The 25319-nt window shown below is 73.2% G+C and carries 21 protein-coding genes; 13 read left to right on the top strand and 8 right to left on the bottom strand.

Features of this window, described 5'->3' with window-relative positions:
- Positions 1 to 112 precede the first annotated feature (112 nt).
- A complete protein-coding gene (locus tag ACWEPF_RS18500; RefSeq protein WP_452173419.1) occupies positions 113 to 973 on the top strand; it encodes an AfsR/SARP family transcriptional regulator in 861 nt (286 codons plus the stop codon).
- A gap of 120 nt (positions 974 to 1093) precedes the next feature.
- Here the strand turns inward: ACWEPF_RS18500 and ACWEPF_RS18495 are convergent, their stop codons facing one another.
- Both ACWEPF_RS18495 and ACWEPF_RS18490 read right to left on the bottom strand, forming a co-directional pair.
- Positions 1094 to 2131 carry an alpha-ketoacid dehydrogenase subunit beta gene (locus ACWEPF_RS18495; protein WP_452173418.1) on the bottom strand — a complete coding sequence of 346 codons (1038 nt, stop codon included), beginning with the start codon at positions 2129 to 2131 and terminating at the stop codon, positions 1094 to 1096.
- Positions 2132 to 2166: 35 nt separating this feature from the next.
- Positions 2167 to 3111, bottom strand: coding sequence for a thiamine pyrophosphate-dependent dehydrogenase E1 component subunit alpha (locus ACWEPF_RS18490; RefSeq protein WP_452173417.1), 945 nt, complete (start codon positions 3109 to 3111; stop codon positions 2167 to 2169).
- 459 nt (positions 3112 to 3570) lie between these two features.
- Here ACWEPF_RS18490 and ACWEPF_RS18485 point away from each other — a divergent pair, with 459 nt between their 5' ends.
- Genes ACWEPF_RS18485 through ACWEPF_RS18475 form a run of 3 tightly spaced genes read left to right on the top strand, consistent with a single transcriptional unit; the run spans position 3571 to position 6704 of the window.
- The gene (locus tag ACWEPF_RS18485) at positions 3571 to 4749 is read left to right on the top strand and encodes a cytochrome P450 (RefSeq protein ID WP_452173416.1); all 1179 of its coding nucleotides are present in this window, start codon (positions 3571 to 3573) and stop codon (positions 4747 to 4749) included.
- Between the two features lie 13 nt (positions 4750 to 4762).
- A complete protein-coding gene (locus ACWEPF_RS18480) occupies positions 4763 to 6037 on the top strand; it encodes an activator-dependent family glycosyltransferase (protein ID WP_452173415.1) in 1275 nt (424 codons plus the stop codon).
- 7 nt (positions 6038 to 6044) lie between these two features.
- Positions 6045 to 6704: a dTDP-4-dehydrorhamnose 3,5-epimerase family protein gene (locus ACWEPF_RS18475; protein WP_452173414.1), complete on the top strand. Its 660-nt coding sequence runs from the start codon at positions 6045 to 6047 to the stop codon at positions 6702 to 6704.
- A gap of 70 nt (positions 6705 to 6774) precedes the next feature.
- Here the strand turns inward: ACWEPF_RS18475 and ACWEPF_RS18470 are convergent, their stop codons facing one another.
- The 5 genes from ACWEPF_RS18470 to ACWEPF_RS18450 form a co-directional block, all read right to left on the bottom strand.
- Positions 6775 to 8229, bottom strand: coding sequence for an NDP-hexose 2,3-dehydratase family protein (locus ACWEPF_RS18470; protein ID WP_452173413.1), 1455 nt, complete (start codon positions 8227 to 8229; stop codon positions 6775 to 6777).
- A gap of 52 nt (positions 8230 to 8281) precedes the next feature.
- Positions 8282 to 9481, bottom strand: a complete 1200-nt coding sequence (locus tag ACWEPF_RS18465) for an FAD-dependent monooxygenase (protein ID WP_452173412.1) — start codon at positions 9479 to 9481, stop codon at positions 8282 to 8284.
- A 70-nt stretch (positions 9482 to 9551) separates the two neighbouring features.
- Entirely contained in the window at positions 9552 to 11531 is a 1980-nt protein-coding gene (locus tag ACWEPF_RS18460; protein ID WP_452173411.1) for an anthranilate synthase family protein, read from the bottom strand.
- 3 nt (positions 11532 to 11534) lie between these two features.
- A complete protein-coding gene (locus tag ACWEPF_RS18455) occupies positions 11535 to 12194 on the bottom strand; it encodes an isochorismatase family protein (protein ID WP_452173410.1) in 660 nt (219 codons plus the stop codon).
- 73 nt (positions 12195 to 12267) lie between these two features.
- Positions 12268 to 13020: a 2,3-dihydro-2,3-dihydroxybenzoate dehydrogenase gene (locus tag ACWEPF_RS18450; protein WP_452173409.1), complete on the bottom strand. Its 753-nt coding sequence runs from the start codon at positions 13018 to 13020 to the stop codon at positions 12268 to 12270.
- 724 nt (positions 13021 to 13744) lie between these two features.
- Between ACWEPF_RS18450 and rfbB the strand changes: the two genes are divergently transcribed.
- From rfbB to ACWEPF_RS18405, 9 genes are all read left to right on the top strand, one after another.
- The gene (rfbB, locus tag ACWEPF_RS18445; protein WP_452173408.1) at positions 13745 to 14809 is read left to right on the top strand and encodes a dTDP-glucose 4,6-dehydratase; all 1065 of its coding nucleotides are present in this window, start codon (positions 13745 to 13747) and stop codon (positions 14807 to 14809) included.
- A 64-nt stretch (positions 14810 to 14873) separates the two neighbouring features.
- Entirely contained in the window at positions 14874 to 15743 is an 870-nt protein-coding gene (gene rfbA, locus ACWEPF_RS18440; protein ID WP_452173407.1) for a glucose-1-phosphate thymidylyltransferase RfbA, read from the top strand.
- 126 nt (positions 15744 to 15869) lie between these two features.
- Positions 15870 to 17030: an acyltransferase family protein gene (locus ACWEPF_RS18435; RefSeq protein ID WP_452173406.1), complete on the top strand. Its 1161-nt coding sequence runs from the start codon at positions 15870 to 15872 to the stop codon at positions 17028 to 17030.
- A gap of 65 nt (positions 17031 to 17095) precedes the next feature.
- A complete protein-coding gene (locus ACWEPF_RS18430) occupies positions 17096 to 18220 on the top strand; it encodes a nucleotide disphospho-sugar-binding domain-containing protein (RefSeq protein ID WP_452173405.1) in 1125 nt (374 codons plus the stop codon).
- Positions 18221 to 18224: 4 nt separating this feature from the next.
- A complete protein-coding gene (locus ACWEPF_RS18425; protein ID WP_345290330.1) occupies positions 18225 to 18662 on the top strand; it encodes a VOC family protein in 438 nt (145 codons plus the stop codon).
- A gap of 108 nt (positions 18663 to 18770) precedes the next feature.
- The gene (locus tag ACWEPF_RS18420; protein WP_452173404.1) at positions 18771 to 20498 is read left to right on the top strand and encodes an FAD-dependent monooxygenase; all 1728 of its coding nucleotides are present in this window, start codon (positions 18771 to 18773) and stop codon (positions 20496 to 20498) included.
- Positions 20499 to 20571: 73 nt separating this feature from the next.
- Positions 20572 to 21339 (top strand): SDR family NAD(P)-dependent oxidoreductase, encoded by a 768-nt coding sequence (locus ACWEPF_RS18415; RefSeq protein ID WP_452173403.1) that lies wholly within the window; start codon positions 20572 to 20574, stop codon positions 21337 to 21339.
- 57 nt (positions 21340 to 21396) lie between these two features.
- Complete coding sequence (locus tag ACWEPF_RS18410) at positions 21397 to 22443, top strand: ketoacyl-ACP synthase III family protein (RefSeq protein ID WP_452173402.1); 1047 nt, start codon at positions 21397 to 21399, stop codon at positions 22441 to 22443.
- A gap of 32 nt (positions 22444 to 22475) precedes the next feature.
- On the top strand, positions 22476 to 23615 hold the full coding sequence (locus ACWEPF_RS18405; protein WP_452173401.1) for a ThiF family adenylyltransferase: 1140 nt from the start codon (positions 22476 to 22478) through the stop codon (positions 23613 to 23615).
- A 199-nt stretch (positions 23616 to 23814) separates the two neighbouring features.
- Here the strand turns inward: ACWEPF_RS18405 and ACWEPF_RS18400 are convergent, their stop codons facing one another.
- A complete protein-coding gene (locus ACWEPF_RS18400) occupies positions 23815 to 25182 on the bottom strand; it encodes an aminotransferase class V-fold PLP-dependent enzyme (protein WP_452173400.1) in 1368 nt (455 codons plus the stop codon).
- Positions 25183 to 25319 lie beyond the last annotated feature (137 nt).

Raw genomic sequence — 25319 nt, 5'->3', positions numbered from 1 at the left:
GGATGCGGGGCGCGGCACCCCTGGTGCGGGCACGGTTCCTATGTATATTAGGCACGAGCCAAGGGTATCGAGGTTGGCAGTCAGGACAACGACTACAGGGGGTGCGTCCCATATGCGGGCCGAGAACGACACGGCGGTGGCGGTGGAATCGTGTGACATCCGGGTGCTGGGGCCGCTGAGTGCCCGGCTGGGCGGAACGTCCATCGTTCCCACCGCGAACAAGCCGCGTCAGCTGCTCGCCCTGATGGCCCTGAACGCCGATCGGTTGCTCACGGCGTCGACCCTCATGGACGAGATCTGGTCCGACGCGGACGCGCCCCGCAGCGCGCTGCCGACGCTGCACACCTACATCCTTCAGCTGCGGCGCCTGATGACCAAGGCGCTCGGTCCCGACGCGACCTGCGCGGCCAAGGACATCCTGGTGACCAAGCCCGGCGGGTATCTGCTCAGCGTGTCGCCGGACTCGGTGGACGTGACGGCGTACCGGAAGCTGCTGACCTCCGCGCGTTCGGCGGCCGCCCGCGGGGACGCGGTGGCCGCGGCCCGTGCCTACGACGCCGCGCTGGGGCTGTGGCGCGGACCGGCGCTGGCCGACGTGCAGCCCGGTGCGGTGCTGAGCCCGGAACTGGCCCGGCTCGAGGAGAGCCGCCTGGGCGTCGTGGAGGAGCGGATCGACGCCTGGCTGCGGCTCGGATGCCACTCCCAACTCCTGGACGAGCTGGCCTCCTTGACCAGGCGTCATCCGCTCAACGAGAACCTGCACGCGCAGTTCATGACCGCGCTGTACCGCGCCGGCCGGCAGAGCCGGGCGATGGAGACGTTCCAGAGCCTGCGCCGCCGGCTGGTGGAGGCGCTGGGTGTCGAGCCGTCCCGCCGGGTACGGACGCTGTACCAGGCGATGCTCTCCGCCGATCCCGCACTCGACGTCCTGCCGGCGGACGACCGGACCCGGCTGGCGTTCGCGGCGGCCTGACCGCCGCTCGCACGACAACGACTCGGCCCGGGGCGAACCACCGCCCCGGGCCGAGTCGTTGTCGGTACTCGGAGCCGGCACCCGGGGGTGGTGCCGGCCCCGAGGGATTCGAGGGCCGGCTCAGAACGGTCCCTGGAAGCCGGCCGCGACGTCGATCAGCCCGGGAAGGTCCCCCCGCGCCTCTCCGCAGACCGCCAGACAGGCGTCCGCGATGGCGTCGGCACCGGGGTGGTAGGCCTCCTCGAGAGGTTGGGACACCGGCGCCGGGCTGTCGGGCAGCGTGATCCGGCGCACCGGGGCGAGCAGGGCCTGCGGCACGTTCTCGGCGACCACGGCGGCCACCTCCGCGGCGAAGCCGTACCGGGACCAGCTGGTGTCGGCGACGACGAGCCGACCGGTCTTGGCCACGGAGGAGCAGATGATCTCGTCGTCCAGCGGCCGCAGGCTGCGCACGTCGACGACCTCGACGCTGATCCCGCGCAGTGCGAGCTGCTCGGCGGCGCGTTCGGCCTCGTGGACCATGAGGGAGGCCGCGACCACGGTGACGTCCCGGCCCGGGCGGGCGATCCGTCCCACGCCGAAGGGGATCGGGACGGCCTCGGTGGGCACCTCGCCGGTGAGCGAGTACAGGTTGCGGTTCTCGATCAGCACCACCGGGGTGTCCCCGGTCAGGGCCTGGACCAGCAGGCCCTTGGCGTCGGCCGGCGAGGCCGGGGTGGCCACGTGCAGTCCCGGGTAGTGCGCGAAGGTGGCGTGCGGGCTCTGCGAGTGGGTGGCGCCCTGGCCCCAGCCACGGCCGACCACGCCACGGGTGACCACCGGCACACCGCCCTTGTCGCCGCCGTAGGTGTAGCGCCACTTGGCCGCCAGGTTCACCAGTGGATCGAGGGCCAGGAACATGAAGTCGGCGCGGATGTGCACCAGCAGCGGACGGAAGCCGGCCGCGGCCGCCCCGATGGCGAAGCCCGCGGTGGCGTTCTCCGCGTTGGGCATGTCGATCACCCGGCCGGCGCCGAACCTGGCGAACGCCTCCTTGGTGGTCCCGAACGTGCCGTTGACGTCGTCCACGCCTTCGCCGGCGACGAAGATCCGATCGTCCTGCAGCATGCACTGGACGGTGGCCTCGCTGATGGCCTGCCCGTAGGTCAGCTTGCGCATGTGTGGTGTCTCCTTCTCCCGTCGGGTGTCGACGGTCAGCGGGCCAGGGGCAGGTAGGCGCCGTCGAGCAGGCCGTCGACCGAGGGGAACGGCAGTGCCTTGGCCCGGTCCACCGACCGGTGGATCTCCCGCTCGAACCGGGTGCGCCAGTCGGCCACCGCGGCGTCGATGTCCGGCTCCTCGGCGCGCAGCGCCGCCGTGGCGCTCACGATCGGGCACCGGGCCCTCCACTCGTCGACCTCCTCCTTGGACCGGTACCCGTAGTCGTGGTCCCAGTCGGGGCCGACGTGGGCGCGCCAGCGGTAGGTCGACAACTCCAGCAGGAACGGTCCGTGGCCCTCGCGCGCGTGCGCCACCGCCCGCTGCGCCGCGGCGTGGACGGCGAACACGTCGTTGCCGTCGACCAGTTCGGCCGGCACTCCGGCCGCCTCGGAGCGACCGGTGATCGACGTGCCGGCGGGCTGCCTGGCCGACAGCGGCGAGCAGGCCGAGTACAGGTTGTTCTCGCAGACGAACACCACCGGGGTCCGGTGCACGGCCGCGAAGTTGAGCGACTCGGCGAAGACCCCCTCCTCGGTGGCCCCGTCGCCGAAGTACGTCAGGGCGACCCGCGCCTCGCCGTTGCGGGCGAACGCCCAGGCGGTGCCCACGGCCACCGGGATCATCTCCCCGAGGATCGCGGCCGAGCCGGCGAAGCCCGCCGCCCGGTCGATCACGTGCATCGAGCCGCCCCGGCCGTGGGAGCAGCCGTCCTGCCGGCCGTAGAGCTCGGCGACCAGCGCGTCCAGGTCGCCGCCCTTGGCGAGGTACGGAGCGTGGGAGCGGTGACTGGTGTACACCCAGTCCTGCGGAGTCGTGGCCGCGCACACTCCGACCGCGCTGGCCTCCTGGCCGATGGAGAAGTGCACGGGCGTGCGGATCTCCTGCTCGTCGCGGTAGTAGTCGGCCAGCGTCTCCTCCACGACACGGATCCGTACCATGTCGCGAACCAGTCGGGCACGATCAGACGCCATGGTTGAAGTCCCAGTCCCTGAGTAGGCGAAGTGCGACGCCGCGGTCCACCACGCAGTCGTTGCGCGTGAGGTCCTCCTGTGCGGTCCGCCCGGCCCGGTCGGCCGTCGTTACGGGCCGCGCTGCCACAGCGGGATCGCGGCACCCGGCCTCCGGCGGTCCTCGCCGTCCTGGTACCGGTGCCGCACGATCGGTCCGTCGCTCGGCCAGTATTGCGGCACTCGATGGAGAGCCGGTTGATTCGTGCTGAGTCGGCCCGAACTCCCGGGTGCGGACCGGCTGTTCGGGGCGGTGGGCCGGTGGTCGCGCGGGGCGGTCCAGCACCGCTCGACCGGTGCTCAGCCGCCCGGGCCGAGGATGTACGGGGAGCGGTGGGCCGAGTCCCGCCGCCGCCCGATGGAGCGCCTGGACCAGGAGGATTTCCGCTCGTGCTGCTCACCGACCCCGGACTGGGGCGCCGAATCCAGCTGCAACAAGGCCTTGTCTGGCTCGCGGCAGCCCAGGGAGATCCCTGCGCGGCTCTGCTGCGCGGGCTCGACACCGATCCGCGCGAGTACTGGCGCCGGCTCGCCGAACGGCCGCTCGGCCGCAGCGCCACCGGCGCCTGGGTGACGGCGCGTCACGCCGTGGCGAGCCGCGCGGCCGCCGAGCCGGCCCTGTGCGAAAGGCCGCTCCTGGACGGCTTCGGCCCGAGCGCCGCGGACGGCACGCCGCAGGACCGGGTGCCCGCCGACGGCGGCGACGACCCGGTGATCGACGTCGAACAGGCCTGGCACCGCGCGCTGGCGGCCGTCCCCGCCACCACCGGCGGGGACGGCGGGTGGGACGTGGTGGCCGTCGCGCGGGCCGCCGCCGTGGAGGCGCTGGCCCTGGCCTGGGGACTGGACGCCGAAGGACGGCTGGAGTTGAGCGCGGCGGTCGAGCTGACCGGCGGGCTGCTCGACGCCTCGTGCTATCCGCAGAACCTGGCCGACACCCGGCGCATCGCCCGCGGCGTGACCGCCCTGCGGGCCCTGCCGGCGGTCGGTGGGTCCGAGGAGCGGCTGCTGCTGGCGGCGGTCGGCGTGCGGATGGCGACCGACCTGGTGGTCAACACCCTGGTGCGCTACCCCGAGGCGACGCCCCGGCAGGACCTGGAGGCCCTGTGGGCGCGGCTGCGTGCCGAGCCGGAAGGGGCCGCGCGGGCGGTGGCGGAGACGCTGCGCTGGGCCGGCCCGGTGCAGCTGCGCACCCTCGTCGCGCAGGCGCCGTGCGAGCTCGCCGGACAGCGGATCGAACCGGGGGAGGAGGTGGTGATCCTGCTCGGAGCCGCCAACCGCGACGCCGAGGCGTTCACCGACCCCGACCGGTACGACCCCGACCGGTTCGCGGCGGCCGCCCCCGACCGGTCCGATCCCGTCGAGGCGGCGCGAGCCGCGCGGGTCCTGCTGCCCGGTGCGCCGGGCACCCGGGTGCTGTCCTTCGCCGCGGCGAGCGCGCGGGAGGGGCTGAGCCGGCTCGCCGTCCTGCGCCCGCGGCCGGACGGGACCGAGGCGCGGGCGCGGCGCGCGGCCGCCCCGGTGTCCCGGTCGCTGCTGTCCTTCGCCGCCCGCACACCCCTGAGCTGAGCCAGGAGAAGACATGAAGATCCTCTTCGTGAGCATGCCTCACCCCACGCACTTCCACCCGATGGTGTCGCTGGCCTGGGCGCTGCGCTCGGCCGGTCACGAGGTCCGGGTGGCCGGTCACCCGGACCTCACGGACACGGCCACCGGCGCCGGGCTGACCATGGTGCCGGCCGGGAAGTCCGGCTGGTACCGCGACGACCCCTACGAGCCCGACCTGTACGGGCAGTTGATGGGCCGAGGCGCCTCCGACTTCCTGCGCACCTTCGACTGGTCCTGGACCGACGAGCGGGCCTGGAGCTGGGAGGGCCTGCTGGGACAGGAGAAGATCCTGGTCTCCGCGCTGCTCGCCGGCATCAGCAACGACCCGTTCCTCGACGACGTGATGGACTACGCCCGCCACTGGCAGCCCGACCTGGTGATCTGGGAACAGCTCACGATGGGCGGCGCGGTGGTGGCCGAGGCCCTCGGCATCCCGCACGCGCGCTTCCTCTACGGCCTGGACTTCCTCGGCCGCGCCCGGGAGGAGTTCGTGCGGCTGTACCGGCAGCGAGACCCCGACCAGCGCGAGGACCCGACCCGCGAGTGGCTGGAGGAGGCGGTGGGCCGCTTCGGCGGGACCTGGAGCGAGCGGCTGCGGGTCGGCGGTCTCACCATCGCCACCACCGTCCCCGGCACCGAGTTGGAGGTCGGCTTCGACACCATCGGCATGCGCTACGTGCCCTACAACGGGCGGTGCGTGGTGCCGGAGTGGCTGCGCGAGCCCACCGACCGCCGCCGGGTCTGCCTGACGCTAGGCACGTCCAACGAGATCGAGAACACCGGCACCACGGTGGGCGAGATCCTGCGGGGGCTGGCCGACCTCGACATCGAGGTGGTCGTCACCCTCGGCGCCGAGGAGGCTGCCACGATGGGCGAACTGCCGGCGAACGCGCGGCCCGTGGGCTTCGTGCCGCTGCACGACCTGCTGCCCACCTGTCAGGCGATCGTGCACCACGGTGGCTTCGGTTCGCGGCTGACCTCCGCCTACCACGGGGTGCCGCAGCTCATCCTCGGCCACGGCTACGACACCATGCTGGCCGGGCAGCGGCAGGAGAAGCTGGGCGGCGGACTGTGCCTCTCGGCCGACACCGCCACTCCGCAGGAGATCCGGGACTGCGTGGCCCGCCTGGTGGACGATCCGGCGCTGGCCGCCGGCGCCGCGCTGATCCGGGCCGACCTGCTGGCGCAGCCCTCCCCGGCCGAGGTGGTGCCGATGCTGGAACGCGTCGTCGCCGAGTGGGGCCGGTGAGCGCGGCATGACCGTCGACCGGCACGGGACGGCCGCCACCGCCGAGGCTCCGGGGGCGGCACGTCCGGGCGGAGCCGGCGTCCGTGAGCTGGGCGTCGCGGGTGCCTTCGAGTTCACTCCCACCGTGTTCCCCGACGACCGCGGGCTGTTCGTGGACTCCTTCCGGCTGGCGGCCTTCGAGGAGGCGGTCGGCCACCCGTTCCCGGTCGTCCAGACCAGCCAGAGCCGCTCGCACCGGGGCGTGGTCCGCGGAGTGCACTACACCGCGACACCGCCCGGCATGGCCAAGTTCGTGCACTGCACCGGTGGGCGGGCGCTGGACTTCGTGGTGGACCTGCGGGTGGGATCGCCGACCTTCGGCAGCTGGGACAGCGTCGTGCTCGGCGGGGAGGAACTGCGGTCGGTCTACGTGCCGGTCGGCGTGGGGCACGCGTTCGTGGCGCTGGAGGACGCCACCACGATGGTCTACCTGATGTCGGGCGGGTACGTGCCCGCCAACGAGCTCGCGGTCTCCCCGCTGGATCCGGACCTGGCACTGCCGTACGACCAGGGCGTGGCGCCGGTCCTGTCCGAGCGGGACCGGGCGGCCCCGACCCTGGCGCAGGCCGTCCGCCTGGGGCTCCTGCCGGACTACCGCACCAGCCTCGAGCTCGACCAGGCGCTCTGAGGAGCCCCGCACCGTGCCCGGGGGCCGGCTCGCGCGCTGCCGCGCGGGCCGGCCCCCGGGCACGGTCCGTTCAGCCGGCCGCGGGTGCGGCGAGCAGGCTCCGCAGACAGGCCAGCAGGCCGCGCGCCTCCACGTTGAGGTAGTAGCTGTGCCGCAGCAGTTCGGTGAGCTGGCGCACCGTCAGCCACCGGTGGTCCGGGTGCTCCGCCGACCAGTCCGGCTCCGCCTCGACGATCAGGTAGCGGTTGCGGGTGTGGTAGAACCGTCCGCCCTCCTCCGAGAGGGTGGTGTCGAAGCGGATCCGCCGCGGGTCGGCGCCGAGCACCTCGTCGAGGAAGCGCGGGCGGGCCTCGGCGGGCAGGTGGGCGTAGTTCCGCGGGGTGCACTGGACGGTGGGGGCCAGTTCGACGACGTCGTTGTGCCCGGCCTCGGCGCTCGCCTGGACCAGGACGTGCAGGACGCCGTCGATCTCCCGGACCAGGAAGGCGATCACGCCGGGCCCGGTCGCGGCGATCAACGGCTGGGTCCACTCGTCCACCTCGCGGCCCCGGGCCCTGACCCGTACGCCCATGACGTCGAAGAACGCGCCTGTCCGGTGGCTGATCCGGCCCTCGGCCGAGTGCCACTCGTCGACCTGGCGGAGCGGCACCAGCCGGGCCCGCAGGTCCGTGGTGCTGCGGGCCTCGGTGATCCAGTGGGCGATCTCCGCGCCGGTGTGGCGGCCCTCGTCGGGGCCGGCCGCGCAGGACCGCAGCAGCGCGGAGCCGAACGCGTCCCCGGGGGAGCCGAGGGTCTCGGTGCCGGGCCCGGCCAGTGGCAGGCAGGCCAGCGCGGCGCGCGAGTCCATGTTCACCAGGTCGTCCACGGCGAGCAGTTCGTGGAGCTGACCGAGCGTCAGCCAGGTGAAGCCCTCGCGCACCGCGACCGGCTCGCGCACCTCGACGATCATGTTGCGGTTGCGCTTGCGGTAGAACCACGCGCCCTGCTCGGACTGGCGTACGTCGGCCAGCAGGGTGTGCCGCGCCGCGTCGCGGAAGTACTCCACGTACGGGACGTCGCGGCCCCGGTGGGCGCGGGTGAAGTTGCTGCGGGTGGCCTGCACGGTGGGCGACAGCTGGGGCCCGTCGCAGTTGCCGGGCTCCACCTTCGCCTGCATCAGGAAGTGCGGGACGCCGTTGAACTCGCTCATCAGGATGCCCAGGATGCCGGTCTCCGGCTGGTTGATGACGGGCTGGCTCCAGTGCGGCACCGGACCGTCCGGGTGCTCCACCCGCAGGCCTTCGATCGAGAAGAACCGCCCGCTGTCGTGGACGAGGTTCCCGGTCTCCGGGACGGTGTGCCAGCCGACCAGTTCGTCGAGCGCGATCGGCTCCACCTCGGTGTGCAGGCGCTCGGCGCACGCCGCGAACCACCGGTGGAAGTCCGCCGTGGTCGTCAGCCCGCCGGCCCGGGCCGCCGCGGAGCGCGCCAGGCCTCTCACCCGCTGCTCGTCAATCGTCGTGGCATCGAAGGGAGTTGTATTCATCCGGTCTCCTGCGTCCAGTCATCGGCCAGGTGGGTGGTGGTGAGGCGGCGGCTCACTGTGCCGCGGGGGCGGTGGCACCCCCGGCGTCGTGGGCGTGGAGCCAGTCGACGGCGTCCATCAGGTCCTCCGCGGACATGCCGGCGAGCAGCGCGTCGCGGGCCTCCGCCGCGCCGCCCGACGGGTGGTAGACCTCGCGGCCCATCCAGCGCGACACGTCCTGGACCCGTGCGGTGCGCTCCTGCCGCAGCGACGCGAACTCGCGCAGCCGGTCGGCGAGTCGGGAGGACGGGCAGTTCCGCAGCAGATCTCCGAGCACCACCGCGTCCTCCAGGGCCGTGCAGGCGCCCTGGGCGGCGTACTGGAGCATCGGGTGCGCCGCGTCCCCGAGGACCGCGGTGCGCCCGTCGGTCCAGGTCGTGGTGGAGTCGCGGTCGCACAGCACCCAGGTGCGCCAGTCGCGGCCCAGTTCCAGCAGGCGGCGGCCGTCGGGGTGCAGGCCGGGGAACCGGGCGAGCACCCGCTCCCGCTCCGTGGGCAGGCCGGCCACCGCGTCGCGGGCGCCGTCGTCCCGGGTGATGGCGAGGTTGAGGTGGCTGCCGCCGGCGACGGGATAGTGCACGAAGTGCCAGCCGGGGCCGGCCCAGAGGGTGACCGTGTTCGAGCGGAGCTCGGCGGGCACCGCCGCCATCGGCACGATCGCGCGGTGGATCGTGTGGCCCGAGACCCGGGGCGGGCCGTCGCCCACCAGCTGGGCGCGTACGGCCGAGTGGATGCCGTCCGCGCCGATCAGGGCGTCGCCGGTGCGGTCCGGACCCAGGGCGGTCAGGGCGCGCACCTGGTCCGGCCCGCCCCGGTAGCCGGTGACCTCCACTCCGGCGTGCAGGGTGATGTGTCGGTGCGCCCGGCAGGCGTCCAGGAGCGGCCGGTACAGGTCGCTGCGGTGGACGACGGCGTAGGGCAGGCCGAAGCGTGCCCGGTAGGCGTGGTCCAGCGGCAGGACCGCCAGCGGAGCGCCGGAGCGGCCGTCCAGGAGCCGCAGGGCGTCGACGTGGACGGCCGCGGCGCCGACCGGCTCCGCCAGGCCGAGCCGCGCCAGGGCGCGGAAGGCGTTGGGGGCCAGCTGGATTCCGGCGCCGAGCTCGGTGAACTCACCCTTGCGTTCCAGGACTTCGACGGTGTGGCCGGCCTGGGCGAGGGCGAGGGCGGTCGCCAGTCCGCCGATCCCCCCGCCGGCTACGACGACATGTGGCACGTGGGTCCCCTGTGTTCGTGCGGAAATGACGGTGCGTCAGTTGTGGTGTGTGCGAGCTGGACCGGACCGGTCAGCCGACGGCTCCGGTCAGGCGGGCGGATCCGCCGGCCCGGCGCTCCGGTCGGTCTCCGGTCAGGTCTCCGGTCAGGCCGGCGACCAGGTCGGCCAGGACGGTCAGGCCGTCGCGGCTGAGCACGGACTCGGCGTGGAACTGGAGCGACGCGAAGGCCGGCCCGCGCAGGCCGTGCACCTGGCCGGTCCCGGGATCGCGGCAGACCGCGACGGGACCGGGGAGCGCGTCGTGGTGCAGCACGTCGTCGGTGGTGTGCAGGGCGAAGGTGTTGTAGAAGCCCACCAGCACCCGGCGGCCGAAGAAGTCGATCTCCTTCTGCACGCCCTGGTTGGGGCGGCTGCGCCGGACGACGGGCAGGTCGAGGAGGGTGCCCAGGACCTGGTGGCTGAGGCAGACGGCGAGGAAGGGGGTGCCGTCCGCCAGCAGCCGCGCGATGGTGCCGCGCAGGGTGGTGATGCGGGGGTCGCCGGTGTCGCACGGGTCGCCCGGGCCCGGTCCCATCACCACGAGGTCGTAGCCGTCGGCGGAGTGGTCCTGGTCGAAGCGGCGCACGTCGACCGTCAGCCCGAGGGTCCGGAGCTGCTGGGCGATCATGCCGGTGAAGGTGTCCTCGGCATCGACGATCAGGGCCCGCTTGCCCTCCGCCACCCGCGGGTCCGGCGATTCGGCCGGCCGGAGCGCCGGGTCGAGCCAGAACGCGGCCAGGCGGCTGTTGCGGGCGGTGAGGGCTCGGCGGACGCGCGGGTGGTCGTTGAGGTCGCCGGGCGCGGCGGTCTCGGGGCCGGTCGGCGCGGCGCCGAGGGCACGGAGCATGCCGCGGGCCTTGGCATGGGTCTCGGCGGCCTCGGAGAGCGGGTCGGAGTCGCGTACCAGGGTGGCGCCGACGCCCAGTTCGAGGCGCCCGGCGGTGATGTCGGCGGTGCGCAGCAGGATGGCGGAGTCCAGCGACCGGCCGCCGTTGATGTCACGGCTGATCAGCGCGGCGGCACCGCTGTAGTAGCCGCGTCCGCGCGGTTCGTGGCTGTGGATGACCCGGCAGGCGTTCTCCAGCGGGCTGCCGATCACGGTGGGGGCGAACATCGTCTCGCGCAGGATCTCCCGCACGTCGTGGGAACTGTGACCCTGGATCAGGTACTCGGTGTGTGCGAGGGTGGCCATCTGCTTGAGGTAGGGGCCCACGACCCGTCCGCCGCCCTCGCAGATCCGGGCCATCATCTTGAGTTCCTCGTCCACGACCATGTACAGCTCGCCGGCCTCCTTGGGATCGGCGAGGAATTCCAGCACCTCGGTCAGGGTGGGGCCCTGCGGCGGGTGGCGCAGGGTGCCGCTGATCGGGTTCATCACGACGGTCCGGTCGAAGAGACTGACGTGGCGCTCGGGGGTGGCACCGACGAGGGTGCGCTCCCCGGTGTGGACGAGGAAGGTCCAGTAGGCGCCGCGCTCGCCCCGCAGGAGCCGGCGGAACAGGCTCAGCGCGGTGCGGGTGGACCAGTTGTGGATGCGGGCGGTGAAGGCCCGCTTGATCACGAAGTTGGCCCCCGCCCCGGTGCCGATCTCCTCGGTGAGCACCCGCCGGACGATCGAGGCGTACTCGTCGTCGTCGATGTCGAAGCCCGGGTCGGTGAGGTCGGCGGGTTCGTCGGGCAGCAGCTCGAGGGCCCGGTCCAGCGGGCAGGTGTGCTGCTCCGCGACGGTCATGGCGAGCAGCGGGGTCCCGTCGTCGTGGCAGGCGAAGTCCCGTTCGCGTAACTGCCGGTAGGGCAACAGCACCAGGCTCTCGTGGCGCGGTCCGGGCGGGCCCTGGCCGAGTGGCGGCAGCGGGACGTCGGCGATCCGCTGGACCTCGGTGATGTCGCCGGTGAGCAGTTCGACGCGGTGGCCGACCGCGTCGGGGCGGTGCAGCAGCGCGAAGGCGGGCGGGCAGGGGCCGAGGACGCGTTCGAGGAGCCCGGCGAATCCGCTCCGGTCGGGGACCATGGGTCAGACCTGCCCGACGAGTCCGGGCTGCCCGACGTGCTCCAGCAGCTGATCGGTGGTCATGACGACGGCGCAGCGGGCCGCCGCGTACTCCAGCGCCCAGGCGTGCCGTTCGGCGGAGAAGTCCGCGACGGCGTCCGCGACCAGGAACGTCTCGATGTCGTGGGTGAAGGCGTCGACGGCCGTCATCAGGCAGCCCACGTGGGCGTAGACGCCGCAGATGACGAGCTGGTCGCGCCCGGCGGCGCGCAGGTGGTCGAGCAGGTCGTTGCCGTGGAAGGCGCTGTAGCGCCATTTGGTGAAGATTTTGCCGTCGTCGTCGGGGGCCACGTCGTCGACGATCCGGCGGTCCTCCGGGCTGGTGCGCATGCCGGGGCCCCAGAAGTCCTTGAGCAGACCGCGCTGTTGGTCGCTCATGCCGCCCGGCTGCGCGGTGTAGGTGACGGGCATGCCCGACTGCCGACATCGTTCGACCAGGCGTCGGCTGTTGCTCAGCAGTCCGGTGACGGGTTCGTGGCCGGTCGTGAAGGGCGCCACGAAGTAGCGCTGCATGTCGTGCACGAGCAGGGCGGCGCGGCGCGGGTCGGGGATCCACGGGGCGGTGTTGGCGGGCAGTGACCGCTCGGTGGGCAGGGGGTAGGGGGCGATGCCAGGGATGGCCATGGGGGTGTCCTCCAGGAGGTGGGGCGGCGCGGCGCGGCCGCTGCGGGGCGGGGCGGGGCCGGCCGGGTGAGCGTCAGCGGCCGAGCGCGGCACCGCCGTCGACGTACAGGTCGTGCAGGGTGATCTGGCCGGCTCGGTCGGAGAGCAGGAACGCGACGGCGTCGGCGACGTTCTGCGGGGTGGCGAAGCGGCCCAGCGGGATTCCCACGCGGTACTGCTCCAGCACGCCGTTGAGGGAGTCGGCCGGGCCGGACTCGTCGGTCCACAGGGAGCGCAGCATCGCGGTGTCGGTCGAGCCGGGGCACACCACGTTGCAGCGGATGCCGTGTTGCGCCAGCTCCAGGCCGAGGGACTTGGTGTAGGCGATGGCCGCGGCCTTGGAGGCCCCGTAGGCGGCCATGCCCATCCGGGGGACTCCGGCGGCGTTGGAGGCGACGGTGACGATCGCGCCGCGGATGTCGTTCTCGACCATGCGGTGCGCGACGGCCCTGGACACGCGGTAGACCCCGCCGGCGTTGACGGCGAAGGTGTGCTCCCAGTCCTCCTCGGTGAGCGACAGCGCCGAGCGGGCCCGCAGCACGCCGGCGGCGTTGACCAGCAGTTCGACGGGACCGAGCTCCTTCTCGACGGCGGCGACGGTCTCCTCGACCGCGCTCGTGGAGGTCACGTCCGCGGCGAAGGCCGTCACGGACAGACCCTCGGCGGCGACGTCGCGCTGCAGTGCCTCGAGGGCGTCTCCGCCCAGGTCCAGAGCGGCCACCTGGGCACCCGAACGGGCCAGGGTGCGCGCGACGCATCGGCCGATGCCTCCTGCGGCGCCGGTCACCAGCGCGACCTTGCCGGCGTGTTCCCTGTCTATGATCGTCTCCCATCGCGGGGCGGATACGGCTGCTGGTTGGTGGGGCGTGAGCGTCGGGCGGGGGCGGGCGGGAGCGGGCACCCCGACGGACCGGCGCCGGGGCGGGCCGGGGCGCGCGGTCGTGCTGCGGGGACGCTCGTCCAGGTGGTCGGGGCAGCGGGGCGGGAGCGGGTCGGCGGGTTCGCCTGCGGCAACCCGGTCATCCCGACGTGAATGACGTGACCATGCCATAATCCCCTTGGTGGCGGGCCCTGCGCCGAAGGTCAGGACGCGGGCCACCCGCCTGCGGGGGTCGCGCGGGCGGCCCACCGTCCCCTGCCGTCCTCGGCCGTCCCGGTCGGCCGGGCCGTCGGGGTGGAGCGGGCGCGAGGGTGGGGTGAGTCCGGGATTCCCGGCCGCGTCGGGCCGGTTGACTGCGTGAAGGTCCTGTGGAATCTCTGGTGAATTCGTGTGCGAGCGGACGCCGGCGAAGTCCACAGCGATTTGCAACCTATAGAGCGTGATGCACGGTGGTCAAGAGCTCTAATTGTCCCGATGTGTCCGTTTTCTATCGTATGGCCAAATTATGGGGCGGGCCGTCGCGGGGAGTCGCCCCGAGCGCCTCCGTTGGCGGGTTTACAAACCGCGTCTAGAGGTATTAGGTTCGGGACGCACCACATCTGACCTCCCTACTGCCTGATGGGGGTACCGTATGAACGTGGAGTTACCGCCACCGTTGAGGTCGGGCGGGAAAGGGTCAGCCGGACCGCATCGCCGCATCGTCGTCACAGGTGGTGCCGGGTTTATCGGATCCCATTACGTGCGGCTATTGCTTTCCGGATCCGAGCGGCTCTCCGTGACAGTTCTGGACAAGCTCACCTACGCGGGAAACCGAGCCAACCTGAGCGACCTCGCCGCCGATCCGCGGCTGCGGTTCCGCCGGGGTGACATCTGCGACCCGGCCGTGGTGGACGAGGTCATGCGGGACGCCGACGAGGTCGTGCACTTCGCGGCGGAGTCCCACGTGGACCGCTCCATCGAGGACAGCGGCGCCTTCGTGCGCACCAATGTGCTGGGCACCCAGACACTGCTGGACGCCGCGCTGCGCCACGGCGTGAGCCGCTTCGTGCACGTGTCGACCGACGAGGTCTACGGGTCGATCGCGAGCGGGTCGTGGGACGAGTCGAGTCCACTGAGCCCGAACTCGCCCTATGCCGCCTCCAAGGCCTCCTCCGACTTGCTGGTCCTCGCCTACCGGCGCACCCACGGGCTCGACGCCAGCATCACCCGCTGCTCCAACAACTACGGGCCGATGCAGTACCCGGAGAAGGTCATCCCGCTCTTCCTCACCCGCATCATCGACGGCCTGACCGTGCCGCTGTACGGCGACGGGCGCAACGTGCGCGACTGGCTGCACGTGACGGACCACTGCCGGGGCATCGAGCTGGTGCGCACCCGGGGACGGGCCGGCGAGGTCTACAACCTGGGTGGCGGCACCGAACTGACCAACCGTCAGCTCGCCGAGCGGCTGCTGGCCGTCGGCGGTGCCGACTGGTCGCTGGTGCGCGAGGTGGCCGACCGCAAGGGCCACGACCTGCGCTACTCGCTCGACGACCGCAAGGCCCGCGAGGAGCTGGGCTACCGGGCGCGCGTGCCGCTCGGCACCGGCCTCTCCGCCACGGCCCGCTGGTACCAGGACAACCCGCAGTGGTGGCGCCCCCTGCTGCCGGAACCGGCGGGTCGTCCCGGCGCCGCCGCGCGGGCCACCCTGCCATGAGCCCGGCGGGACGGACCGCGGCAGACCGCGTCCTTCCGCCCCGAGCTAAGGAACCACTCCTCCCATGCGCGGAATACTGCTGGCCGGGGGCTCCGGCAGCCGGCTGCTGCCGCTGACTCTCATCAACTCCAAGCAGCTGCTGCCGGTTTACGACAAGCCGCTGGTCTACTACCCGCTGTCGGTGCTGATGCTGGCCGGCATGCGGGAGATTCTGATCATCAGCAGCGCGGCCCACCTGGAAGCCTTCCGCTCGCTGCTGGGCGACGGCCGCCACCTGGGCCTGGACCTGCAGTACGCGGTCCAGGACGAGCCCCGCGGGATCGGCGAAGCCCTCGTGATCGGCCGGGAGTTCGCCGGCGACGAGGACGTCTGCCTCATCCTCGGGGACAACATCTTCTACGGGCAGGGCCTGCCCGGCCAGCTGCGCGAGGCGGCCCGGACCCTGGACGGCTGCGCCGTCTTCGGCTATCCCGTCTCCGACCCCGAGCGCTACGGCGTGGCCGTCCTCGGGCGGGGCGGCGAACTGGTCGACATCGTGGAGAAGCCGGCCGATCCGCCCTCCAACATCGCGGTCACCGGCCTCTACATGTACAGCAACGACGCCCTCAGCTACGCCGAGAAGATCACCCCGTCCGCCCGCGGGGAGCTGGAGATCACCGACATCAACCGGCTGCTGGTCGAGCAGGGGCGCGGGCGGATCGTCCAGCTCGGCCGGGGCATCGCCTGGCTCGACGCCGGCACCCACGACAGCCTCCTGGAGGCGAGCCAGTACGTCCAGGTCCTCCAGAAGCGGCAGGGAATGCAAATCGCCTGCCTGGAGGAGACGGCCTACCGGATGGGTTACATCGACCGGAGGCAATTGGCCAGGCTCGCCGAAGGGCTCCCGCCCGGAACCATGTACGGCCGGCACGTCCGTTCCCTCCTGAAATCCTGACCCGCCGCCCTTTCCAGAAAACCGGCCCGCCTTTCCGTGGAATAGCGGACCGGTTGACGACGCATGTGTACCCGCCGCCTCGAATTCCCGGACCGACGGCTCGACAATGAAAACGAAGGATTACCCATGCAGGAAGTGGTGGGCGCCTCGGGAAGACGGCGCCTCGATTCCCTCACCGGTGCGCGGTTCCTGGCCGCCGGACTGGTATTTTTCTGCCATCTGGCGACCAGTGGATTCTTTGTGGCCGGTTCCGCGCCGGCCACCGGGCTGATGGCGGCCACCAAGACCGCCGGTACGATCGGGGTCTCGTTCTTCTTCGTCCTCAGCGGCTTCGTACTGACCTGGTCGGTCCGGCCCGCGGACACCTACGGCGGCGTCCTGCGGCGCCGACTGGTGAAGATCTTCCCCAACCACCTGCTCACCTACGCCCTGGCGATGGCCGTCTACGCGTCGGCCTTCACGCCGCTGGGCACCGCGCTGCTCAACCTGCTGCTGCTCCAGGCCTGGTCCTCGGACCCGATGGTCTTCCTGAGCGTCAACGGGGCGAGCTGGTCGCTCTCCTGCGAGCTGCTCTTCTACGTGCTCTTCCCGGTGCTGCTCCCGTTGCTGCGCCGGATTCCCGCCCGGCGGCTGTGGTGGTGGGCGGGCGGTGTCGCGGCCGCCGTGATGCTGATGCCGCTGGTCGCCGCCCTGCTGCCGGCCGGTCAGACCCTGCCTGTGACCGGGTCCTGGCTGGACGGCGTGTCGATCGAACGGCTGTGGCTCGTCTACATCTTCCCGCCGGTCCGGCTGCTGGAGTTCGCCCTCGGCATCCTGATGGCGCGCATCGTCCAGTCCGGCCGGTGGATCGCGCCGCGTCCCGCCTGGACCGGGCTGCTCGTGGTGGCCGCGTACGTGCTGGGGCTCTACACGCCCATGCTGTTCACGGTGGCCGCGGTGACCGTGGTGCCGCTGGCCCTGTTCGTCGCCTCCCTGGCCCAGGCGGACAGCGCCGGCGCCGGCACGCCGCTCGCGGCGCCCGTGATGCGTCGGCTGGGGGAGGCCTCGTTCGCCTTCTACCTGATCCACGGCATCGTCCTGGAGTACGCCGGCGAGCTGCTGGTCCGCGCGCAACGCGCGCCGTCGACGGGCCAGGGCGTGGTGGTGTCACTGCTCACCCTCGTGGTGAGCCTGGCGCTGGCCCTGGCGATCCACCGGTGGTTCGAGACGCCCCTGGTGCGGTGGTTCGGCCGTCCGCGGCCGCGCCCCGTCGTCCCGGCGGAGGCCGGCAGTTCCCTGGGCCGCTGAGCCGCGACGGCCGGCACGCCCGTACCCGCAATTCCCGCCCCCACCATTCCAGCGAGGCCTGTGTCATGCGCATGCTCTTTGTCACCGGCGGCAGCCCGGCCACGGTGTACGCACTCACCCCCCTGGCGACGGCGGCCCGGAACGCCGGGCACGAGGTACTGGTCGCCTCCAACGAGGAGACGATGGAGTCCGTCACCGGAGCCGGGCTGCCTGCCGTCTGCGTGTCCGACGTGCCGATCCGGCACCACATCTACCACGACCGCGCCGGCACTCCGCTGGCGATGCCCGAGGACCCCGACCTGGCGATCCGGGCCATCGGCCATGCCTTCGGCCGGATGGCCGCCGCCTACCAGGAGCCGCTGCTCGAGCTGGCCCGCCGCTGGCGGCCCGACGTGGTCGTCGGTGGCACCCTGCACTACTCGGCGGCGGTCCTGGCCGCCAGGATCGGCGTGCCGTTCGTGCGGCACTCCTGGGACTCCGGCGAGCCGCTGGTCGTGGACGAGGCCGCAGCGGTGGAGATGCGCCCCGAACTCGACGCGCTCGGCCTGGCGGGCATCCCCGGCAGCGACCTGTGGATCGACGTGTGCCCGCCCAGCGTGCGCGACCCCGAGGCACTCCAGGGGACGTCCATGCGCTGGATCCCCTGCAACCTGCAGCCGCCGCTCGAACCGTGGATGTACAGCAAGGGCTCCGCGCCCCGGATCGCGGTCACCGCGGGCACCAAGACCGCGCCCGGCTACTTCTTCGACTACCTGGTTCAACTGGCGGTCGGGCTCAAGAGGTTGGACGCCGAGATCCTGGTCAGTGCGCCGCCGGCGGTGGCCGGGCAGCTGAGCGAGGCCACCGGCATGCGGGTCGGCTGGCTGCCGTTCGACACCGTCGCCCGCTCCTGCGACCTGCTGGTCCACCACGCCGGCGGTGGCACCGCCCTGACCGGCATGGTGTACGGCATCCCCCAGCTGGTGGTCCCCAACATGCCCAAGCTGGTGGCTCCTTCGCAGCGGCTGGCGGCCTACGGCGCGGCCCGGGTGATCCTGCCCGGCGACGACACCCCCGAGGCGCTGGCGGACGCGGCGTGCGACCTGCTGACGAACCATCACTACCGGGAGCGCGCCCGGGACTTGGCCGAGGAGGCCAACGCCATGCCGACCCCCCAAGAGGTGCTCGGCCTGATCGAGAAGCTGGTGTGACGCGGTGTTCTATCACGTGTGCTTCGTGGTCCCCGACATCGAGGCGGCGATGGCGGACCTCACCCGGACCGTCGGCGCCCAGTGGTCCGGCATCCTGGAGGACTCGCTCGGGCCGTGGGAGTACCGCCTGGCCTTCACCCGCGGCGGGGCGCCCTACACCGAGCTGGTGCAGGGCCCGCCCGGCAGCCCCTGGGACTCCAGCCTGGGGGCCCGCTGCCACCATCTGGGCCTCTGGACCGCCGATGTGACGAAGAGTGCGGCCCGGCTGTCCGAGGACGGCTTCGTCCCGGAGTTCGACGCCTGCCCGCTGGGGCGTCCCTACAGCTACCACCGGCTGGAGAGCCTGGGCGTGAGCCTGGAGATGATGGACGTCTCCCGGCAGGACCGCTTCCTGGCCGCCTGGGACCCCGGGGGCCCGGCGATGCCGCCCTTCGACGCCTGACCGGCGCCGCTCCGCACCGTGCCGCCCCGGCCGTGACCGGGGCGGCATCCGCCTGTCGTTGTCGATCCCGCAAGACCCGTGCCGGCCCGGACGAGGAGAGCCGAAGCAATGCTGAGCAGCGACATCGATGCCCCGGACGAGGGGACCCCGGACGAGGGGACCCCGCACGAGGGGACCCCGGCCACCGAGGCCCTGGACACCGACGTGCTGGTGGTCGGGGGAAGTACGGTGGGTCTCTTCACCGCCCTGTTCCTCGCCCGCACGGGGGTGCGCACCCTCGTCGCCGAGCGGCACCCGGCACCGCTGGCGCACCCGCGGGCCATGGGCATCGGGCCGCGCACCGTGGAACTGCTGCACACGGCCGGCATCGCCGACGCCGTCGACGCCGAGTGCATGGACATGCGGGGCGGTGACCTCCAGATGTTCGCCACCCCCACCCTGGCGGAGGCCGACCTGGAGGCCCTGTCCGCACAGGCCCCGCCCCGCACCGACGCGTTCCGCGACGTGACGCCGCGCCACCTGCGCGGCACCTGCCCCCAGGGCCGCCTGGACAAGGTGATCGCCGCCGCGGCGCGCGGCGCGGGTGCGCGGATCGAGTTCGGTACCGAGATGGTCGCCTTCGCCCAGGACGACGCACGGGTCACCGCGCAGCTGACCGGCCCCGACGGCCCCGTCGAGGTCCGGGCTCGCTACCTGGTGGCCGCGGACGGCGCCCGCAGTGGCGTCCGCGAGAGCCTGGGCATCGGCACCAGCGGCCCGGGCGTCATCGGCGACCCGCTGATCAGCGTGCTCTTCCACGCGGACCTCGGCGAGTTCACCGGCGGCCGGCCGTTCACCGTCTGCGACATCACCACCCCCGAGGCGGCGGGCGGCCTGCTGCCCGTCGACGGCGACCGCGAGTGGATCTACGCCTTCCGCTATCCGCGGGACGCGGGCCTCACCCCGGACGACTTCACCCCGCAGCGGTGCGCCGAGCGGATCAGGGCCGCCGTCGGCCGCGAGGACCTGCCCCTCGAGGTGGTGAGCATCCTGCCCTGGCAGGTGCGCGGGGCGCTCGCCGACCGGTTCCGGGACGGTCGGGTCTTCCTCGCCGGGGACGCCGCCCACGTCATTCCCCCGGTCGGTGCCTTCGGCATGAACACCGGTGCGGCCGACGCCCACAACCTGGCCTGGAAGCTGGCCCACGTGCTGGGCGGACAGGCCGGAGAGGCCCTGCTGGACAGCTACGAGCACGAGCGCCGCCCGGTCGCCGCCACCGCGCTCGAGCAGTCGATGCTGCGGCTGGAGGACCCGTCCCTGCACTGGCAGACCGGGGAGCAGGGCCGCCGGCACCGCGCCTCGGCCGGCGCGGTCAACGCACCGGTGATCCACCTCGGCTACCGCTACGACTCCGGCGCGGTGATCGGCCCGGTCGCGCCGCTGCCCTCCACGGAGGACGTCGAGCCCGACCTGGACGGCTCGCCCGGCTCCCGGCTGCCGCACCACTGGCTGGCTCCGGGCGGGCGGACGCGCTCCACGCTGGACCTGGTCGACTACCGCTTCACGCTGCTCGCCGGACCGGACGGAGCGGCATGGCCGAAGGCAGCGGCCGAGGTGGCGTCCCGGCTCGGCGTCCCGGTCGACGCCCACCTCGTCGAGGCGGCCGCGGAGTCCGTCCCGAGTTGGGCGGCCGCCGTCGGCATCGAGGACGGCGGCGCACTGCTGGTCCGCCCCGACGGCTTCGTCGGCTGGCGGACCCGGGCGCCGGCGGCCGATCCCGAGGCCGAGCTGGCGGACGTCCTGACCGCGCTCCTGGACCGCGCGCGAGCACCGCGCGGGAGCGGCCGGCCCGCGTGACGGCCACCCGCCGGTCCCCGGCCGGGCAGTGCTCTTCATCCGTGCCACGTACGACTCTTCGAAGGGGAAAGCCATGAGTGGTCCCGCACCGCGGACCGCGCTGGTCACCGGCGCCGGCCGGGGCATCGGACGGGCCATCGCCGAACGCCTGGGCGCCATGGGCGCGACGGTGGCCGTCCACTACGGACGCGACGACGACTCCGCCGCCCGGGCCGTGGCCGCGGTGCGCTCCGCCGGCGGCAACGCCTTCCCGGTGCGGGCCGAACTGGGCACCCCGGGCGCCGTCGAGACCCTGGCCGCCGGCGTCGAGGCGGGCCTGCGCGAGCACACCGGCGCGGCCCGGCTGGACGTCCTGGTCAACAACGCGGGCATCGGCTGCCGCGCCGACATCACCACCATCACGCCCCAGGACCTCGACCGGGTGCTCGAGATCAACGTCAAGTCCCCGCTCTTCATCACCCAGCGGCTCCTGCCGCTGATGGGCGAGGGCGGCCGGATCGTCAACGTGTCCTCCGTGGCCCATCAGGTCGCCCACCCGCACGTCCTGGGCTACGCCATGAGCAAGGGCGCGCTGGAGGCGTTCAGCCGCTCGCTCGCCGCGCAGCTCGGACCCTCCGGCATCACCGTCAACACGGTCGCCCCCGGACTGATCGAGACCGACCTGCACCGCGCCAGGCTGCGCGAACACCCCGAGGAGGCCGCGGAGGCGGCGGCCAGGACGGTCTTCGGCCGGCTCGGCCAGCCGGGCGACGTCGCCGACGTCGTCGCGTTCCTGGCCTCCGAGCAGTCCCGCTGGGTGACCGGCGAGTGCCTGAAGGCCACCGGGGGTGCCTACCTGTGACGCCCCACCACTGAACGCCCCGTCCCATCGCCCCCACCGCCGACGGAAGGTCTGGACATGCTCGCCAACGACATCTACCTCGACAGCATCGGTGTACGGCTCGGTCGCAGGCTCGACCTCGCCGAGGCGGCAGCCGACGGCCGGTACGCCGCGTCCGAGCACATCGCCAACGGCCTGCTGGGCGTGACCGTCTCCGAGGACGACCACGCCCCCGACCTCGCGGTCGCGGCCGTGCGCCAGGCGCTGGAACGCTCCGAGGCAGACCCGGCGGACGTCCGGCTGCTGCTGCACGCCAGCGCGTACTTCCAGGGCCAGGACATGTGGACCCCGTCCTCCTACATCCAGCACCACACCATCGGTGGCGGCGCCCCGGCCGTCGAGGTCGACCAGAAGTCCAACGGGGGGCTGGCCGCCCTCTCGCTCGCCTCGGCCTTCCTGGCCGCCTGCGAGGACACCGCCGCCGTCCTGATCACCACCGGCGAGCGGTTCTGCCTCCCCGGCTTCGACCGGTTCCGCACCGAGAGCGGCACGGTGATGGCCGACGGCGGCACCGCCATGCTGCTCACCAGGCGACCGGGGTTCGCCCGCGTCGTCTCCTGCGTGCTCACCTCGGACCCCTCGCTGGAGGGCATGTACCGCGGCCGGAGCCTCAAGGACGCCCCGGCCGCGGGCGACAAGCCGCTCAACATGCGCGGGCGGAAGGCCGACTTCATGCGCCGCCACCTGAGCGACCTGGAGGAGATCTCGCTGAGGATCGCCGACGGCATCAGCGGCTGCCTCCAGCAGGCACTGGCGGAGGCCAAGTGCGAGGCCGACGACATCCGGCGCTTCGTCATGCCCAACAACGGCCAGACGGTGCGCTGGTGGGGCATGCTCGCCGAGATGGGCGTCGAGCGCGAGCGCACCACCTGGGAGTTCGGCCGCGAGATCAGCCACCTCGGCTCCGGGGACCAGGCCGCCGCCCTCGACCACCTGCTGCGCACCGGTCAACTGGCCGCAGGCGACCGCGTGTTGCTGGCCGGGGCCGGTTACGGCTTCAACTGGGGCGCCGCGGTGCTGGAGATCCTGCACGTGCCCGACTGGGCCGCCGCCGAAGCGTCCTGACGGACCGTCATCCTTCCGAGACAGGAGCACACATGCCCTTCCCCCCGCTCGCGGAGCCCGCTGCCGACCTGTCCGAGGACGAGGCCCGGCGGCACGCGCACCAGGTGATCCTGGCCGGCCACGGCATGACGGCGCAGCGCCGGCTCGCCGCCGCCCGGGTGCTGGTCATCGGCGCGGACGAGATCGGCGCACCGCTGATCGCCCACCTCGCCGACTGGGGCGTGGGCACCATCGGCATCAGCGACGGTTCCCCGCTCAACCCGTGGGACCGCTACCTGGGCATCGTGGCCGACCAGCCGGCCACCCGCGCCGACGCCTGGGCCCGGGCCCTGGCCACCACCCACCCGGCGGTGCGCACCGTCGTCGAGGGCCGCTTCGACGTGACCACCGCGGCGGACCTGGTCGCCGGCTACGACGTGGTGGTCTGCGCCGGTGAGGACCCGGCCCGCTGTCAACTGGCCGACGACGTCTGCGCGCAGGCCGGCAAGCCCTACGTGTGGGGGTCCATGGACGCCACCGGCGGGCGGGTGGCGGTCTTCTGGGACGTCCACGGCGCCACCCTCCGGGACCTGTTCCCGGAGCCTCCCGCCCCCTACTTCCGCGGCATGTCCGGCGCGCTGCGGGCGGTGGGGTCCTGGCTGGCGGTGACCATGGCCACCGAGGCCCTCAAGCTGCTCACCGGCGCCGGCGAGCCGCTGGTGGGCCGGGTGATGAAGTACGACGCGATGGCCGCCACCTGCGTGACCGTGCCGCTGCGCCGCGATCCGCGCACCGACCGGCCGACCGAACCGACCGCGGCGGAGCCGTTCTTCGGGCTGCTGTCGCCGCAGGCCGCCGTGGCGGCACGCGAGTCGACCCTGTCGGTGGAGGAGCTGAAGGAACTGCTCGACGGTGACGAGCCGATCGCCCTGGTGGACGTGCGCGAGCCCGACGAGTACGCCTTCGTGAGCCTGCCCGGCTCGGTGCTCGTCCCCAAGGACGAGTTCCTGGACGGTGACGCGGTCCAGCGGCTGCCCACCGACCGCAGGATCGTGTTCCTGTGCCGGTCCGGGATCCGCTCCGCCGAGGTGCTGGCGGTGGCCAGGCGGGCCGGCCGTCTGGACACCGCGCACCTGGGCGGCGGCATCGTCGCCTGGGCCGAGCGGATCGACCCGTCGCTGCCGACCTACTGACCCCGGGGAGACTACGCTCCGTAATCGACTTCCTGGTTCGTGGCCGCCCGGACCCCGCCCGGGCGGCCTCCCTTCGGCCTACCCAAACAATATTCCCGGCGGAAATCGGCCGACGCGAACCAGTCGCTTTCCGAAAAGAAATGTGCGCCCGCGCACCCGAATTCCTCGGGCAATGCGGGCGCACATCTCGGCGTTCCCGTCAGCGCACCGGAACGCAGCGGCCGCCCTCGGTCCGGTAGGTCCAGCGGGCGCCGTTCGCGACCAGGTCCGCCAGCGCTGCGACGAACCGGTCCAGGTGCTCCACGGGCGTCCCCGCCCCGAAGCTCATCCGCACCGCGTTGGCGGGCCGCTCGCCCGGCCCGGCCGGCTCCGGGGCGGCGCACTCCTGGGGCTGGTCCGGGTCGGCGCCCAGCAGGCGGCGCACCATCGGGTGGGCGCAGAACATGCCGTCGCGCACCCCGATGCCGTGCTCGGCGGAGAGCGCCGCCGCCAGGTGGGAGCTGTTCCAGCCGTCGACGACGAGGCCGATCACCCCCACCCGGGGGCTGGTCCGGCCCAGCAGGGAGAGCACCCGCACCTCGGGGATGCCGGCCAGCGCGGTCAGCGTCCGCTCCAGCAGCGCCTCCTCGCGGGCGACCAGCGTCTCGAACCCCGCGGCGCTCAGCGCCCGGCAGGCCGCCGCCACCGCGTACACGCCGATGACGTTGGGCGAGCCGGCCTCGTGCCGCGCGCTGCCCTGCTGCCACTGGACCGACAGGCCCTGCTCGCCGTGCACGACGAGCCGGCTGGCGCCGCCGCCCGCCAGGTAGGGCTCGGCGGCGGCCAGCCAGTCGGGGCGGCCGGCGAGCACGCCGGCGCCGAACGGCGCGTACATCTTGTGGCCGGAGAAGGCGATGTAGTCCGCGCCCAGCTCGGCGAGGTCCACCGGGCGGTGCGGTACCAGCTGCGCGGCGTCCACCACCACGCGCACCCCGGCGGCATGGGCCACCTCGGTGATCTCGGCGATCGGCCACAGCTCGCCGGTCACGTTGGAGGCGCCGGTGACGCACACCAGGCCCGGCCGGTGCGGGTCGCGGCCCGCCAGCGCCTCGGCCACGGTCTCGACCGCCTGCTGGCGCGACGCCGGCGCGGGCAGGACGGTGACCTCGGCGCCGCGCCAGGGCAGCAGCGCGGCGTGGTGCTCGGTCTCGAAGACGTAGACCTGGGTGCCGGCCGGGAGCACCGAGGCCAGCAGGTTGAGCGAGTCGGTGGTGGAGCGGGTGAAGACGACCTCGTCGTCGGCGCGACAGCCGAGGAACTCGTGCACGGTGACGCGGCTGGCCTCGTACAGGTCGGTCGACAGCTGCGAGAGGTAGCCGGCGCCGCGGTGCACGCTGCCGTAGTACGGCACGTACCCGCACACCTCCTCCCAGACGCTGCGCAGGGCCGGGGCACTGGCCGCGTAGTCGAGGGCCGCGTAGGGCACGTCGTCGCCGGTGACGAGCGGCACCATGACGTCCGTTCCCAGGACGGGCAGGGGCGGCGCCGTGGCGGCGTCGATGGGCGGGGCGTTGCGGGCAACACGCATGGCGGACTCCCGGGGGAGGGCGGATGGGGGTGGCCGGGGCGCGGGCGGGCGGGTGCGACCGGGTGGGCGCATCCGGCGGTCGCGCCGGCGGGCGGGGCACTGGAGAAGGGGATGCGCGGCGGTCGACGGCACGCCGT

The sequence above is a fragment of the Kitasatospora sp. NPDC004289 genome (genome assembly GCF_053602875.1).
This window is presented reverse-complemented; position numbering and strand designations above follow the sequence as displayed.